The 14,623-nt window shown below is 64.1% G+C and carries 12 protein-coding genes and 1 pseudogene; 7 read left to right on the top strand and 6 right to left on the bottom strand.

The genetic code is table 11. The features are described 5' to 3' along the window. Nucleotides 1-14 precede the first annotated feature (14 nt). The 5 genes and pseudogenes from XH80_RS13805 to XH80_RS13825 form a co-directional block, all read left to right on the top strand. Nucleotides 15-1,592 (top strand): annotated as a pseudogene (locus tag XH80_RS13805) (acyl-CoA synthetase); the annotation flags it as partial. A 34-nt stretch (nt 1,593-1,626) separates the two neighbouring features. After that, entirely contained in the window at nt 1,627-2,712 is a 1,086-nt protein-coding gene (locus tag XH80_RS13810) for a DUF2855 family protein (protein ID WP_271599031.1), read from the top strand. A 55-nt stretch (nt 2,713-2,767) separates the two neighbouring features. Beyond that, a complete protein-coding gene (locus XH80_RS13815) occupies nt 2,768-4,561 on the top strand; it encodes a flavin-containing monooxygenase (protein WP_271599032.1) in 1,794 nt (597 codons plus the stop codon). A gap of 13 nt (nt 4,562-4,574) precedes the next feature. After that, nucleotides 4,575-5,552: a peptidyl-alpha-hydroxyglycine alpha-amidating lyase family protein gene (locus XH80_RS13820; protein WP_271599033.1), complete on the top strand. Its 978-nt coding sequence runs from the start codon at nt 4,575-4,577 to the stop codon at nt 5,550-5,552. Between the two features lie 231 nt (nt 5,553-5,783). Next, nucleotides 5,784-6,341: an HNH endonuclease gene (locus XH80_RS13825; protein ID WP_271599034.1), complete on the top strand. Its 558-nt coding sequence runs from the start codon at nt 5,784-5,786 to the stop codon at nt 6,339-6,341. A gap of 9 nt (nt 6,342-6,350) precedes the next feature. On the opposite strand, the gene XH80_RS13830 is transcribed toward XH80_RS13825, so the two are convergent. Beyond that, on the bottom strand, nt 6,351-7,796 hold the full coding sequence (locus tag XH80_RS13830; protein ID WP_271599035.1) for a GH1 family beta-glucosidase: 1,446 nt from the start codon (nt 7,794-7,796) through the stop codon (nt 6,351-6,353). Nucleotides 7,797-7,798: 2 nt separating this feature from the next. Next, on the bottom strand, nt 7,799-8,800 hold the full coding sequence (locus XH80_RS13835) for a glycoside hydrolase family 16 protein (protein ID WP_271599036.1): 1,002 nt from the start codon (nt 8,798-8,800) through the stop codon (nt 7,799-7,801). A gap of 301 nt (nt 8,801-9,101) precedes the next feature. Here XH80_RS13835 and XH80_RS13840 point away from each other — a divergent pair, with 301 nt between their 5' ends. Together XH80_RS13840 and XH80_RS13845 are read left to right on the top strand one after the other, a co-directional pair. Further along, entirely contained in the window at nt 9,102-10,382 is a 1,281-nt protein-coding gene (locus XH80_RS13840; protein WP_271599037.1) for a glycosyltransferase family 87 protein, read from the top strand. A 124-nt stretch (nt 10,383-10,506) separates the two neighbouring features. Next, nucleotides 10,507-10,728, top strand: a complete 222-nt coding sequence (locus XH80_RS13845) for a dodecin (RefSeq protein ID WP_057746461.1) — start codon at nt 10,507-10,509, stop codon at nt 10,726-10,728. Between the two features lie 69 nt (nt 10,729-10,797). Here XH80_RS13845 and XH80_RS13850 read toward each other — a convergent pair whose 3' ends face one another. From XH80_RS13850 to XH80_RS13865, 4 genes are read right to left on the bottom strand one after another with little or no spacing between them, the layout of a single operon-like run. Further along, a complete protein-coding gene (locus XH80_RS13850; protein ID WP_220006086.1) occupies nt 10,798-11,766 on the bottom strand; it encodes an ABC transporter ATP-binding protein in 969 nt (322 codons plus the stop codon). Further along, the gene (locus tag XH80_RS13855; RefSeq protein WP_271599038.1) at nt 11,763-12,758 is read right to left on the bottom strand and encodes an ABC transporter ATP-binding protein; all 996 of its coding nucleotides are present in this window, start codon (nt 12,756-12,758) and stop codon (nt 11,763-11,765) included. The genes XH80_RS13850 and XH80_RS13855 overlap by 4 nt, the downstream gene beginning before the upstream one ends. Further along, a complete protein-coding gene (locus tag XH80_RS13860; protein ID WP_271599039.1) occupies nt 12,758-13,675 on the bottom strand; it encodes an ABC transporter permease in 918 nt (305 codons plus the stop codon). The genes XH80_RS13855 and XH80_RS13860 overlap by 1 nt, the downstream gene beginning before the upstream one ends. Further along, nucleotides 13,641-14,600: an ABC transporter permease gene (locus XH80_RS13865; protein WP_271599040.1), complete on the bottom strand. Its 960-nt coding sequence runs from the start codon at nt 14,598-14,600 to the stop codon at nt 13,641-13,643. Before XH80_RS13865 ends, XH80_RS13860 begins: the two co-directional genes overlap by 35 nt. Nucleotides 14,601-14,623: the final 23 nt, after the last annotated feature.

Genomic DNA, 14,623 nt, shown 5'->3' on the forward strand with positions numbered 1-14,623 from the left:
CTCGCGCGAAACAAGGACACGCCATGATCATCAGCGGTGAACGCCGGATCGGCTATGACGAGATTCAGACCCGCATCAGGCGGGCCGCGAGCGGGCTTCGCAGCCTGGGCCTCGCCGACGGCGCGCCGGTCGCCATGATGCTGCGCAACGATTTTGCGCTGTTCGAGGTGGTCGCGGCCTCGGCCGCGCTCGGCAGTCCCGTGGTCCCGATCAACTGGCATCTCAAGGCCGAGGAAGTCCGCTACATCCTCATCGACAGCGGCGCGAAGATCCTGGTCTGCCATGCCGATCTGCTGCCGCAGATCCGTTCCGGCCTGCCTGCGGACGTCCGCCTCCTCGTCGTGGCAACCCCGCCCGAGCTCATGTCGACCTTCGCAATTCCTCCGCAACTGGCTGAGGTGCCCGTCGGCCTGACCGATTGGGACAGCTGGCGCAACGGTCATTCGGAATTGCAGGAACCGCCGCGGCGTGCCGCAGCGATGATCTACACGTCGGGGACCACGGGCATGCCGAAGGGCGTAAGGCGCATGCCGATGCAGCCCGAGCAGGCCGCCGCATCCGAGCGCGTCGGCGCGATCGCCTATGGCATCAAGCCGCGCGAGGACCAGGTCGTGCTGATCAACGGGCCGATGTATCACTCGGCGCCGCATTCCTACGGCATGCTGGCGTTCCGCAGCTTCTGCACCATCGTTCTGCAGGCGCGGTTCGACGCGGAGGAGCTGCTGGCGCTGATCGAGCGCCACCGAGTCAGCCACATCCACATGGTGCCGACCATGTTCGTCCGGCTGCTGCGGCTGCCCGATGCAATCAAGCGGCGCTACGACCTCTCGTCGCTGCGTTTCGTCGTGCACGGTGCTGCGCCCTGCCCACCCGAAATCAAGCGCGCCATGATCGACTGGTGGGGACCGGTCATCAACGAATATTTCGGCTCGACCGAGACCGGCATTCCGGTGTGGCACTCGGCCGAGGAGGCCTTGAAGAAGCCGGGCACGGTCGGCCGCGCCATCGAAGGCGGCATCGTCAAGATCTTCCGCGAGGACGGCAGCCTCTGCGGCGCCGGCGAGGTCGGCGAAATCTACATGCGCCAGACGGCGGTACCGGACTTCGACTATCACGGCAAGGCGCAGGCACGCGCCGAGGCCGGGCGCGACGGCCTCGTCAGCGTCGGCGACGTCGGCTATCTCGACCAGGACGGCTATCTCTTCCTGTGCGACCGCAAGCGCGACATGGTGATCTCGGGCGGCGTCAACATCTATCCCGCCGAGATCGAGAACGTGCTGATCGCCATGCGAGGGGTGCGCGATTGCGCCGTGTTCGGCATCCCCGACGCCGAATACGGCGAGCGGCTGTGCGCCTGCATCGAGCCGGAGACAGGGGCGCAGCTCTCCGCCGCCGCCGTGCAGGCGTTCCTGCGCGAGCGGCTGGCAAACTTCAAGGTGCCGAAGGAGGTCCAGTTCCTGGACGCGCTGCCCCGCGAGGCGACGGGGAAGATTTTCAAGCGCAAGCTGCGGGATCCCTATTGGGCAAAGGCCGAGACGAACAACGTTTCAAACTATGTTGCGGTTGCAAATGGCCTGCGGCTGAACGATTGAGATGCCGGCAAGGACACAAGCCGGGATCGACATCATGATAGCCACCGACTTCATCGTTGCGCGAGACGATTTCGAAAATTGCAAGACGATCGCGACCGAGCTACCGGCTGCGGACGCGCTGCCGCAGGATGCGCTGCTGGTGCAGGTCGACCGTTTTGCCCTTACCGCCAACAACATCACCTATGCGGTGCTCGGCGACGAGCTGAAATACTGGCAGCTGTTCCCCGCGCCAAGCGGCTTCGGCAACATTCCGGTGTGGGGCTTTGGCGAGGTGATCGCCTCGAACCATCCGAACGTGCCGGTGGGCGAGCGCCTGTTCGGCTATTTCCCAATGGCGACGCATCTCGTGATCGAGGCCACCGACGTCAGCAAGCGCGGCCTGCGCGATGGCGCTGCGCACCGGCAAGGCGTGGCGCCGGTCTACAATGCTTATGCGCGCGTGGGCGGCGATCCCGCTTATGACGGACGGCAGGGCGACTACCAGGCGCTGCTGCGACCGCTGTTCATGCTGTCGTTCCTGGTCGACGATTTCCTCGCCGAGAACAACGATTTCGGCGCAGGTGCTGTGCTGCTGTCGAGCGCATCGAGCAAAACCGCATTCGGGCTTGCCCATCTTCTGCATACGCGCGGGCGGAAGGTGATCGGGCTGACATCGTCAGGCAATACCGGCTTCGTCACCTCGCTCGGCTGCTACGACGACGTCGTCACCTATGATCGCATCGAATCGCTGCCGGCGGATGCGCCGGTCGCTTTCGTCGACATGGCCGGCAACAGCGCGATCCGCGCCGGATTGCACCGGCATTTTGGCGAGCAGATGAAATGCTCCGTGCGCGTCGGATTGACGCATCGCGCCACCGACGCGGATGAGGGCGTGCTGCCCGGCGCAAAGCCGCGCTGGTTCTTCGCTCCCGACCAGATCCGCAAACGCGCCAAGGAACGGGGCCCGGGTGGCATCGAGCAGCGCTTCGGCGCGGCATGGTCGGGCTTCGCCCCGATGCTGGAGCGGTGCCTGAGCGTGGTCGAGAGCTGCGGCCCCGACGCCGTACGGCAGGTCTATCTCGATACGCTGAAGGGGCGCATTCCGCCTGAGCAGGGCCACATGCTCACGCTGCTCGGGTAAAGCGCTTTTGACATGGCCAGATCCAGTATAGCGTTCCTCTCAAGGGAGGTTGCGCATGCTGGATCGCACGAAGGATATCGCCGTCTCCGCGCAAGCCTGGCTCGATGAATTCGAGGGCTCGCTGATCAAGCCTGATGGCGCTGCGCTGGACTGCCTCTTCCTCACCGATAGCTTTTGGCGCGATGTGCTGGCACTGAGCTGGAACCTGCAGACGTTTGCGGGCCGCGATACCGTCGTGCAAGCGCTGGTCGCGCTCGCGCCCAAGGCGGTGCCGACAAATTTCAAGATCGCGCCGACCCGCGCGGCGCCGCGCTGGGTCACGCGCGCCGGCACGAACACCATCGAGGCCATCTTCAATTTCGAAACCGCGCTCGGCCGTGGCAGCGGCATCGTGCGGCTCGCGCCGGACCCCGCGGACCGTGACAGGCTGAAGGCCTGGACACTGCTGACAGCGCTCGAAGAGCTCAAAGGGTTCGAAGAGCAGCTCGGCACGTCACGGCCGCGGGGGCAGGCCTATTCGCGCGACTTCCGCGGTCCGAACTGGCTCGACCTGCGCAATTCCTCGCGCGACTATGCCGATCATGACCCCACCGTGCTGGTGGTCGGCGGCGGCCAGGCGGGACTCGCAATCGCAGCGCGGCTGAAGCAGTTGCAGATCGACACGCTGATCGTCGATCGATGGCCGCGGATCGGCGACGTCTGGCGCAAGCGCTATCATGCGCTGACCCTGCACAATCAGGTGCAGGTCAATCACATGCCCTACATGCCGTTCCCGCCGAACTGGCCGACCTACATCCCCAAGGACAAGCTCGCGAACTGGTTCGAAGCCTATGTCGACGCCATGGAGCTGAACTTCTGGACCGGCACCGAGTTCGAAGGCGGCGCCTATGATAAGGCCAAGGACCAATGGACGGTGACGCTGCGCCGTGCGGACGGGAACAAGCGCGCGACGCATCCGCGCCATGTCATCATGGCGACCGGTGTCAGCGGCATCGCCAACATCCCCGACATTCCGACGCTCAATCGTTTCAAGGGCACGCTCGTGCACTCGAGCCGCTACGAGGATGGCGAGAACTGGCACGGCAAGCGCGCGATCGTCATCGGCACCGGCAACAGCGGTCACGACATCGCGCAGGATCTCTACTCCAGCGGCGCCGAAGTGACGCTGGTGCAACGCTCGCCGACGCTAGTGACCAATATCGAGCCGTCGGCACAGCTGGCCTACGCGACCTACAATGAGGGCACGCTGGAAGACAACGATCTGATCGCCGCCTCGATGCCGACGCAGCTCGCGAAGAAGGCCCATATGATGCTGACGGAGCAATCGAAAGAGCTCGACAAGGAGCTGCTCGACGGCCTCCGCCGCGTCGGCTTCAAGCTCGACTTCGGCGAGGCCGGCACCGGCTGGCAGTTCAAATATCTCACCCGCGGCGGCGGTTATTATTTCAACGTCGGCTGCTCCAACCTGATCGTCGAAGGCGAGATCAAGCTGAAGCAGTTCGAGGACATCGAAAGCTTCGCGGCTGACGGCGCGCGAATGAAGGACGGCACGAGCATCGCCGCCGACCTGATCGTGCTCGCCACCGGCTACAAGCCGCAGGAATACCTCGTGCGAAAGCTGTTCGGAGAGGCCATCGCCGACCGCGTCGGCCCGGTCTGGGGCTTTGGCGACGGCTATGAGCTGCGCAACATGTACGCGCGCACAAACCAGCCCGGCCTGTGGTTCATCGGCGGCAGCCTCGCACAGTGCCGGATCAACTCGAAATTCCTCGCGCTTCAGATCAAGGCGATCGAGGAAGGGATTTTGCCGCGTGAGGCGGGCACAGCCTCGCATCACGACAGTGAATAAAGGGAGACCACCAATGCCAGCCATTCTCGGCACGGGCGAACACCGCTACCGTGTCGTCGAAAACTTCGCAAAGCTTCCCGACGGCTGGCAGCTCACCGACGTCGCCTCCGTCGCGGTCGACAGCAAGGACCGCGTCTACGTCTTCAACCGCGGCGAACATCCGATGGTGGTGCTCGACCGCGAGGGCAATTTCCTGCGCAGTTTCGGCGAAGGTCTGTTTTCGCGTGCGCATGGGCTGCATATCGATAGCGACGACAATCTCTATTGCACCGACGACGGCGACCATACCGTGCGCAAATGCACCACCGACGGCAAGGTGCTGCTGACGATCGGTATCCCCAGGAAGCCCGCGCCGTTCATGAGCGGCGAGCCCTTTCACCGCTGCACCCACACCGCGCTGTCGCCGAAAGGCGAGATCTACGTCTCCGACGGCTACGGCAATGCGCGCGTGCATAAATTCACGCCGGACGGCAAGCTGATCAAAAGCTGGGGCGAGCCCGGCACCGATCCGGGCCAGTTCAACATCGTGCACAACATCGCCACCGATGCCGACGGCTGGGTCTATGTCGCAGATCGCGAGAACCATCGCGTGCAGGTGTTCAATGGCGAAGGTAAATACGAGACCCAGTGGAACAATCTGCATAGGCCTTGCGCGCTGTGCTGTTGTGGCGGCGCCGAAAATCCGACCTTCGTGATCGGCGAACTCGGCCCCGGCCTCGACATCAACCGCAATGTTCCCAATCTCGGGCCGCGGCTCTCCATCGTCGACGCGCAAGGCAAGCGCCTCGCTCGGCTCGGCGGCGAAACGGGTCCGGGCATTGCGGCCGGCAAGTTCCTGGCGCCGCACGGCCTCGCGCTGGATTCGCGGGGCGACATCTATGTCGGCGAAGTCGGCGTCACCAATTGGACGACCAGCTTCCCCAACGAGGAGTTGCCGGCCGTGGTGCGCGCGACGCGGTGCTTGCAGAAGCTGGAGCGGGTGCGGGAGTAGTTGAGCCGGCAAGGTCCACATAGGCGATTGGAGCGGCGCCTTGTCCGGGCCATAGGCGCCCCGCCCCATTTCGAGCTCCCAAATCGCGGCATTTTTGGGCGTTTGCCACCCCGCCGCCGTATTGCTTGCACCTGAATAAGTCGCTCAACGGGCTTCACAATCCCGTCACGCTGCATGTAGTATGTCAGTACATGCTGCTTCGCAGCGTATATTGGAGGCCGGGAGCGTTACTTGAACGCACATGTCTCGCAAGGCAGTTGGCCGGTGCTGGTCCTGAACGCGGACTTCCGGCCGCTGAGTTACTACCCACTGTCTCTGTGGTCGTGGCAGGACGCGATCAAGGCGGTGTTCCTCGACCGCGTCAATATCGTAGCGCATTACGACCAGGCGGTTCACAGTCCCACGCTGCAAATGCAGCTGCCGAGCGTGGTTTCGCTCAAATCCTTCGTCAAGCCGACCACGCATCCCGCCTTCACCCGGTTCAACGTCTTCCTGCGCGACCGTTTCGCCTGCCAATATTGCGGCTCGCCCGACGATCTTACCTTCGATCACATCATCCCGCGCAGCAAAGGCGGCCAGACCACTTGGGAGAACGTGGTCGCAGCGTGCTCGCCGTGTAACCTGCGCAAGGGCAATTTGACGCCGGCCCAGGCAAAAATGTTTCCGCGCCAGAGCGCGTTCGCGCCGACGGTGCACCAGCTCCACCGCAACGGTCGCCTGTTCCCGCCAAACTATCTGCACGACAGCTGGCTGGACTACCTCTACTGGGATACGGAGCTGGATCCGTAGCGGCGTCGGTCACACTCCAATCGCATTCCGCGCCACCACGTCGTGATAGAACGCCGCACTCAGCTTGGGCGTCCTCGCTTGCGTCTCGAAGTCGACGCGGTAGAGGCCGAAGCGTTTGCCGTAGCCAAAAATCCATTCGAAATTGTCCATCAGGCTCCAGAGAAAATAGCCGCGGATCGGCGCGCCCTCGGTGATGGCGCGCTGCATCTGGGTCAGATAGTTGCGCAGGAACATGATGCGGTCGAGGTCGTAGACCTTGCCGTCGGCGGAAATCCTGTCCTCGGATGAGGTGCCGTTCTCGCTGATGTAGATGTTCTCGATGTTCCATATCTTCGCGGCGAGGCGCGGCGCCCAGTAGATCACCTCGGGGCCGATCCGCAGCCATTCCGAGTTCATGTGGGGGAACGAGGTCGGGAACGGCAGCACGTGGAAGCCCGGCGCGCGATCGGAGGCGGTTACGTAGAATTGCGGGGCGTAGATGTTGAGCCCGACGAAATCGTTCGGCGCGCCGATGATCTTCAGCTCCTCCGCAGTGAATTTCGGCGCGTCCGCACCGGAATAGGCAAGGAAGCCGTCGGTGTATTTGCCCTCCAGCACCACGCCGAGGAATCCAGCGTTGAGCTCGCGCGTTGCGATCTCGGCGGCGCGGATGTTTTCCGGCGTCGCGATCGCCGGGACGCAGGCGGCGATGTTCTCGGCTGCGCCGACACGGGTACCGGCGCGCCCGGAGGCGCGGATCGCCTGTACGGCAAGCCCATGCGCCAGCGCGACGTGATGGCGCGCCTGGTTCAGCTGCGCGGCCGGCAGCTTGAGGCCGGGCGCGTCGATGCCCCAGCCATAGCCGAAATTCACGAAGCGCCCGACCTCGTTAACGGTAAAAATGCTTCTGACGCGATCGGTCAGGCGCGCGGCGACTAAAGCGGCGTAATCGGCAAAGGCCTTTGACGTATCGCTCGACGACCATCCGCCGACGCGATCCTGGAGCGCCTGCGGCAGGTCCCAGTGATAGAGCGTGGCATAAGGCTCAATGCCGCTCGCGAGCAGCTCATCGACGAGGCGATTGTAGAAATCGAGTCCCTTGGGATTGGGTTGCCCCGTCCCTTCCGGAAACACCCGCGGCCATGCGATCGAGAAGCGGTAGGCCTTGACGCCGAGTTCTTTGATGAGCCGGACGTCGTCCTTATAGCGGTGATAGTGATCGTTGGCGCGGTCGCCTGTGGAGCTATCCTCGATCTTGCCGGGCGTGTGGCTGAAGGTATCCCAGATCGACTTGCCGCGGCCGTCCTCATCGACGGCGCCTTCGATCTGATAGGCGGATGTCGCCGTGCCCCAGAGAAAATCCTTCGGGAACGGCGCAGCCATCCCGACCTCGGCAGCACCAGCGCGCGTCGTCAGGCCGAGGGCGGCAAGGCCGGCAAGCTTCCCGAGCGAGCGGCGCGAGATGGAAACCGACATCGTCACCTCTGCGCCTGTTGCTGGTCGATCTGATAGGCAGAAATCCGGTCGATCTCGAACGCGACGGTGGGTGGCGTTTCCGCATCGACGGGACCGACGCCAACGAAGAATTTCGATCCGATCGCGAGATTGACGATCATGTACATGGGATCGTCGAAGCCGATCGGCACCTTGATGTCGGAGACCGGCCTACGGTCGATGAAATAGACCAGGCGATCCTCCTCCCACAGCACACCGTAATTGTGGAATGCGCGCGAAGCATCGTCGACCGCAAAATCGAAGCCGCAGGACTGGATCTTCTGGGTCGACGGAATCCGCCAATGCGTGGTCATGACGAGATCGCCGGGCCGCTCGCCACGGCCTTCCAGGACGTCGACCTCAGGTGGCCAGCCGCCGTCATCCGCCAGCATCCAGAATGCCGGCCACACCGCATGGCCGACCGGGAGCTTGGCACGGATCTCGAAATAGCCGTGCTTCTGCGCGAACGTGCCCTGAGAGGTCAGGATTCCCGAGATGTACTCGTTGTCGAAGAGCACCGGCTTCAATTCCGGTGGCGTACGGCTCGCGACGATCGACAGCACGCCATTGTTGACCTTGAACGGATCGAGCCCGAGCGGCACCCCCGCACGTCCGGCGTAGCGCGGATCGACATAGATCTGCTGCTCGCCGTTGGCGCTGGTCTTGCGCTTGAAGTCGGAGCCGTCGCCGCCCCAATAGCGCGCCTCCGGCCACGCCGCCCCGCCCGCGTAATGCGGGGCCCAACGTCCGTGCGAAAGCGGATGCTCGTCGAAATCGTCGTTGAAGGTTCGACGCAGCGGCAGGAAGATCAGCGAAGCGGGATTGACCGTCTCCAGCCTGCGGCACTCGATCGTGGAAGGATCGGTGGTGACTTGCAGCGACAGGCCGTGCGGTGCGTCTTGAAGCTCGTCCTGCGCGACACTCAATGCCGGCAAGGCCAGCAAGCCGATCGCAACCAGAGCGCCTTTCGTCCCACGGTCGATCATCGCCGCCCATCGAATATCTCAGGAACTTCGCGGACGTTAGCTCGCCCGTCACCGAACCGGCAAGCGCGGCCATCCGAGGCCCACGGGCGATTTCGAAAGGATATCGCGATCTCTCACCAGGACCCGGCCGAAAATCGCCTCACCTCGGCGCAAAACCGGTCGCGTCTCCATTCCGCCGGTCAGGCGCTATCAGCCAAAATCCTTCCCTATTCGTTACCGTCCCTTAAGCCTCCGATGGCAGTTTGGCCGGGGATCTGCGGGCCTGCACGCCGCTGATCGGGTCAGGGTCGGGTCGTCGCTCATGTTTGCCGAGGCGCTGGAAGCGGTTCAATTTTCGCCATCGAAACGGATCGCCTATGTCCGCTTCGTGCTGGCGGCACTGGCCGTGATGGTGCTGTTCAAGACGTTGAGGTTTGGGCGCTGGGGCGTCTTCCAGATCCGCGAGCTCTCGGATTTCGACGCCTTTTACATCGCCGCGCAACAGGTGTGGCGCGGCCAGGTCGATCTGGTGTACCGGTTCGAAACGCTGATGCAGCTCCAGGCCGAGGCTGCGCATGGAGCCACCGGCTTCATGCCCTGGACCTACCCGCCGCAGTTCGACCTGCTCGTCGCACCGCTGGCGCTGCTGCCGATTGGCATCGCCTATCTCGTATTCATCGTCGCAACGCTCGTGGCCTACCTGCTGATGCTTCGCGCCATTGCGGGCGCGAATTTCGCCCATGTCCTGGTCGCACTGTTTCCCGCGCTTGCGATCACGATCGGCGGCGGACAGAACGGCTTTCTCACCGGCGCCCTGGTTGGCCTGGCCTGCCTCAACGTGGAGCGGCGCCAGCTTGTCGCCGGCCTCGCGCTGGGTGCGATGGTGGTCAAGCCGCATCTCGCCATCGCCGTCGGCGTCTACATGCTGGCGACACCCCGCTGGGTGGCGCTCGCGACCGCCGCCATGGTCGTGCTGGCAAGCTCCATGGTCTGCACACTGGTGTTCGGCTGGCAGATCTGGACCGCATGGCTTGGCGCGATCGGGGAATCGGCGCGCTTTCTCGATCAGGGCATTTACCCGCTGCTGCGAATGATCTCGACCTACGCGGCGCTTTCCCGTGCGGGCGTTCCGCCAACTCTTGCCTTCTGGGCGCAGGCAGCGGTCGCGAGCCTTGCGCTCTGCGCGGTGGTGCTTGCCGTTTGGCTTGGCGCGGCGCGCAAGATGTCGCCTCGATTCGCCCTCGGCATCACCGCCATGGTCTCGGTGATGATCAGCCCCTACGCCTATGATTATGATCTGCCCATGATCGGCATCGGCCTCGCCTTGCTGCTTCCCGATCTGGCGCTGCTGGCGAGCGCGCGCGAACGCGGCATCGTCTACGGGCTGATCCTGCTTGCCGGCGCCTACGGTATGCTTCAATCGGCGCGGCTGGCGGCGCAGTTCGGCGAGGAACAGGCCTATCTCGCCGGACTGACCGACAGGTTTGCGCCGGCCCTCGGCGGCTTCGCGATGATGGCCTTGCTGGCCGTGCTGCTGCGGCTGCTCTGGCGCGGAATGCAGTCCGCATCCGTCCTACCGCGAGCCGCCCAGGCTGCGGAATAGCGCCATTACGTTCGCGACAGAGCCAGCGTCACGCCGCCGCGCGGCGGAACCGGAACGGCCGGTACCCGTTCAATCGGGAGCCCATGCGGAGACGAAGGCTGCCGCGCAACCAGGGAGGCTCACCATGCCCACCGCCGAGAAGGATCATGTCTACAAGATCCTGGAACTGGTCGGATCGTCCGAGACCTCGATCGACGACGCCATCAAAAATGCTGTCAGCCGCGCGTCCAAGACCATCCGCGAGATGAAATGGTTCGAGGTGGTGCAGACCCGTGGCCACATCGAGAACGGTGCGGTGCGCCACTACCAGGTGACGCTGCGCGTCGGCTTTACGCTGGAAGGGTGAGGCGGGCTTGCGTCGATAAAGCTCGCTCGTCAGCGCACCGTAGCCGCCGAGCATGCCAACCGCGCAACTTTAAGCCAGGTGACACGCCACGTAATGTCCGCCCGCGCCTTCCTTCAGCTCCGGCGCGCTTTCCGCGCAGCGGGGCTGGGCGATCGGGCAGCGGGTGTGGAAGTGACAGCCTGACGGCGGCTTCATCGGGCTCGGCACGTCGCCCTTGAGGCGGATGCGGTTGCGCTTGAGCTTGGGATCCGGCACCGGCACCGCGGAGAGCAGTGCCTTGGTGTAGGGATGCTGCGGATTGCGATAGAGATCGCTCGCCTTCGCCAACTCGACGATGCGGCCGAGATACATCACCGCGACGCGGTCGGAGATGTGCTCGACCACCGACAGGTCGTGCGCCACGAACAGATAGGTGAGGTTCAGCTCGGCCTGGAGATCTTCCAGCAGGTTGATGACCTGCGCCTGGATCGAGACGTCGAGCGCGGACACCGGCTCGTCGCAGACGATCAGCTTCGGCTCGACCGCAAGGGCGCGTGCGATCACGATGCGCTGGCGCTGGCCGCCGGAGAATTCATGCGGATAACGTCGCATGTGCTCGGCCTTGAGGCCGACCTTGACCAGCAAGCCCGCGACGCGTTCCTCACGCTCCCTGGCGTTGGCTGCGAGATTGTGGATGGTGAAGGCTTCGCCGAGGATCGAGCCGACCGTCATGCGCGGATTGAGCGAGGCGAACGGATCCTGGAACACGAGCTGCATGTTCCGCCGCATCGCCCGCAGATCGTTGCCGCCGAGGTTGCGCACGTTCTGACCGTCGAAGGTCACTTCGCCATCGGTCGGCTCGATCAGGCGCAACACGCAACGTCCCGTGGTCGACTTGCCGCAACCGGACTCGCCGACCAGACCAAGCGTCTCGCCGCGATTGACGGAGAACGACACGCCGTCGACCGCATAGACCGTGCCGACTTGGCGCGACAGCAGGCCGCCGAGCACCGGGAAATATTTCTTTAGGCCGCTGACGCGGAGCAAGGGCTCGCTCATGCCGCGCCTCCCAATTGCGGGTCGCCAAGATGACAGGCCATGCGGTGGCCGGGCGCGATCTCGCGCAGCAACGGCTCCTTCGCGGTGCAGACGTTCATGGCGAACTTGCAGCGCGGCGCGAAGCGGCAGCCGACCGGCGGATTGATCAGGATCGGCACCGAGCCGCCGATCGCCTCAAGCCGGGTCTTGTGCTCGCTGTCGAGATCGATGCGCGGGATCGAGCGGATCAGGCCTTGCGTGTAGGGATGGCGCGGATCGGCGAAAAGAGCGTCGACGCCGGCCTCCTCCACCACCTTGCCGGCATACATCACGACAACGCGCTGCGCCGTTTCGGCGACGACGCCCATGGCATGGGTGATCAGCATCACCGCCATGCCAAAGCGCTCCTTCATGTCCTGGAGCAGGTCGAGGATCTGCGCCTGGATGGTGACGTCGAGCGCAGTGGTCGGCTCGTCGGCGATGATCAGCTTGGGCTTGCAGGCCAGCGCCATCGCGATCATCACGCGCTGGCGCATGCCGCCGGAGAACTGGTGCGGATAGTTGTGCACACGGCCTTCGGCGTTCGGGATCTGCACCAGCTTCAGCATCTCGATGGTGCGCTCGAGCGCCTGCTTCCTGGTGACGTTCTCGTGCCGGCGCAGGCTCTCGGCGATCTGCTCGCCGACGGTGAGCACCGGATTGAGCGAGGTCATCGGCTCCTGGAAGATGAAGCCGATCTCCTTGGCGCGGATTTCGTCGAGCTGGCTGCTCGTCAACGGCACCAGATCGCGGCCTTCGAAGATGATCTCCCCTGCCGCGATGCGGCCCGGCGGCATCGCGATCAGCTTCAGGATCGACATTGCGGTCACGGTCTTGCCGCAGCCGGATTCGCCGACGACGCAGAGCGTCTCGCCCTTGTTGATGGTAATGTCGACGCCGTCGACGGCCTGGAGGATGCCATCGTCGGTGGAGAAGTCGGTCTTGAGGCCTTTGATCTCGAGCAGCGGCGCCATCAGATCACCCGTCGCGCATCGAGCGCGTCGCGCAGACCGTCGCCGATGAAGTTGATGGCGACGACCGCGATAAAGATCGCACCGCCCGGGAACAGGGCCCAGTGCGGGCCGATATCGAGGAAGTCCTTGGCGTCGAACAGCAGCCGGCCCCAGGTCGGCGTATCAGGCGGGAAGCCGAGACCGAGAAAGGACAGCGTCGATTCCGCAATGATGGCGGCGGCAACATCGATGGTGCCGGCGATGATCACCGGGCCGAGCGCGTTGGGAAGGATGTGCTTCACCACCTGCCGCACCGGGCTGGCACCGAGCGCACGCGCGGCCTCGACGAACTCCTTCTCGCGGATCGACAGGAATTGGGCACGGACGAGGCGCGCCACCGGCATCCAGCGCAGGCCGCCGATCACGAGCACGATCAGGATGAAGATGCCGCCCTCGGGACCGAACATCGCTTTCAACGCGTCGCGGAACAGATAGATGAGCATCAAGAGCAGCGGCAGTGCCGGCAGCGACAAAAAGAGGTCGGTAAGCCACATCAGACCGTGACCAAGCGCGCCGCGCGACATGCCGGCGAGCGCGCCGATCAGGGTCCCGATGAAGACCGAGACCAGCATCGCGGCGAGCCCGACGGCAAGCGAGATGCGCCCGCCATAGATCATGCGCGCCAGGATATCCTGGCCGAGATCGTCGGTGCCGAAAGGATGGGTGAGCGATGGCCCCTGCAGGCCGGCGACGATGTCGATGTCGTTGATCTTGACGCGCCAGATGAAGGGACCGACGACGACCGCCAGGATCAGAACGAGAAGCAGGAAGGCGCTGACCACGGCGAGCTTGTGGCGGCTATAGCGCCGCCACGTCTCGCGCCAGGGCGAATAGACGCCCCGCTCAGCGGAGGGAGATGCGAGGGTCAAGCCAGCCATACAGGACGTCCGCGATGAGATTGAACAGTACCACGAGCCACGCGAAAACGAAGGTGACGGCCATCACCACCGGCGTGTCGTTGGAAAGGATGGAGGAGATCAGCAGCGATCCGATGCCGGGAATACGGAAGATCTGCTCGGTGACGAGGGCGCCGCCGAACACTGCAGGCATCTGCAACGCGATCAGCGTGACCACCGGGATCATGGCGTTGCGCATCACGTGCTTGACGATGACCTTGGCTTGGCCGAGCCCCTTGGCGCGCGCGGTGGTGACATAGTCGAGCCTGATGACATCGAGCATCGCCGAACGGACGAAGCGCGTCATCGACGCCGCCTGGAACAGGCCGAGCACCGCCACGGGCATGATCGCCTGACGGATCATCTCCAGCACATAGTGGATGCCGGTGGCCTTGATGTCGGTGGTGTAGACAAAGGGCAGCCAGTCCAGCGTGACCGAGAAGATCAGGATGAACAGGAGACCGGTGAAGAAGGTCGGCAGCGAGAAGCCGATGAAGGCGAGCGTGTTCGCGATCTGGTCGAACAGCGAATAGGGCTTGGTGGCGGCGTAGACCCCGACGGGGATGGCGATCAGGAGTGCCAGGACCTGCGCCGAGCCGATCACGTAGAGCGTGGCCGGCAGGCGCTGGAGGATGAGCCTATCGACGTCCATCCTGCTGACGAAGGAGAAGCCCCAATCGCCGTGCGCCATGGCAAAAAGCCAGTGCAGGTAGCGCAGATAGATCGGATCGTCGAGGCCGAACCTGGCCCGAAGTGCAGCCTGCACTTCGGGTGGCACGTTCGGATTGGTCGCCAACTCCGAAAAGGGATCGCCGGGCGCGAGCGCCAGCACGAAGAACAGCACCGCCGAAATGCCGAGCAGGCTCGGAATGGCGATCAGAAGGCGACGCAGGACATACTGGCTCATGGGGAAGAATCCCGTCTATGTCC

The organism is Bradyrhizobium sp. CCBAU 45384 (genome assembly GCF_028128665.1).
GTDB lineage: Bacteria > Pseudomonadota > Alphaproteobacteria > Rhizobiales > Xanthobacteraceae > Bradyrhizobium > Bradyrhizobium manausense.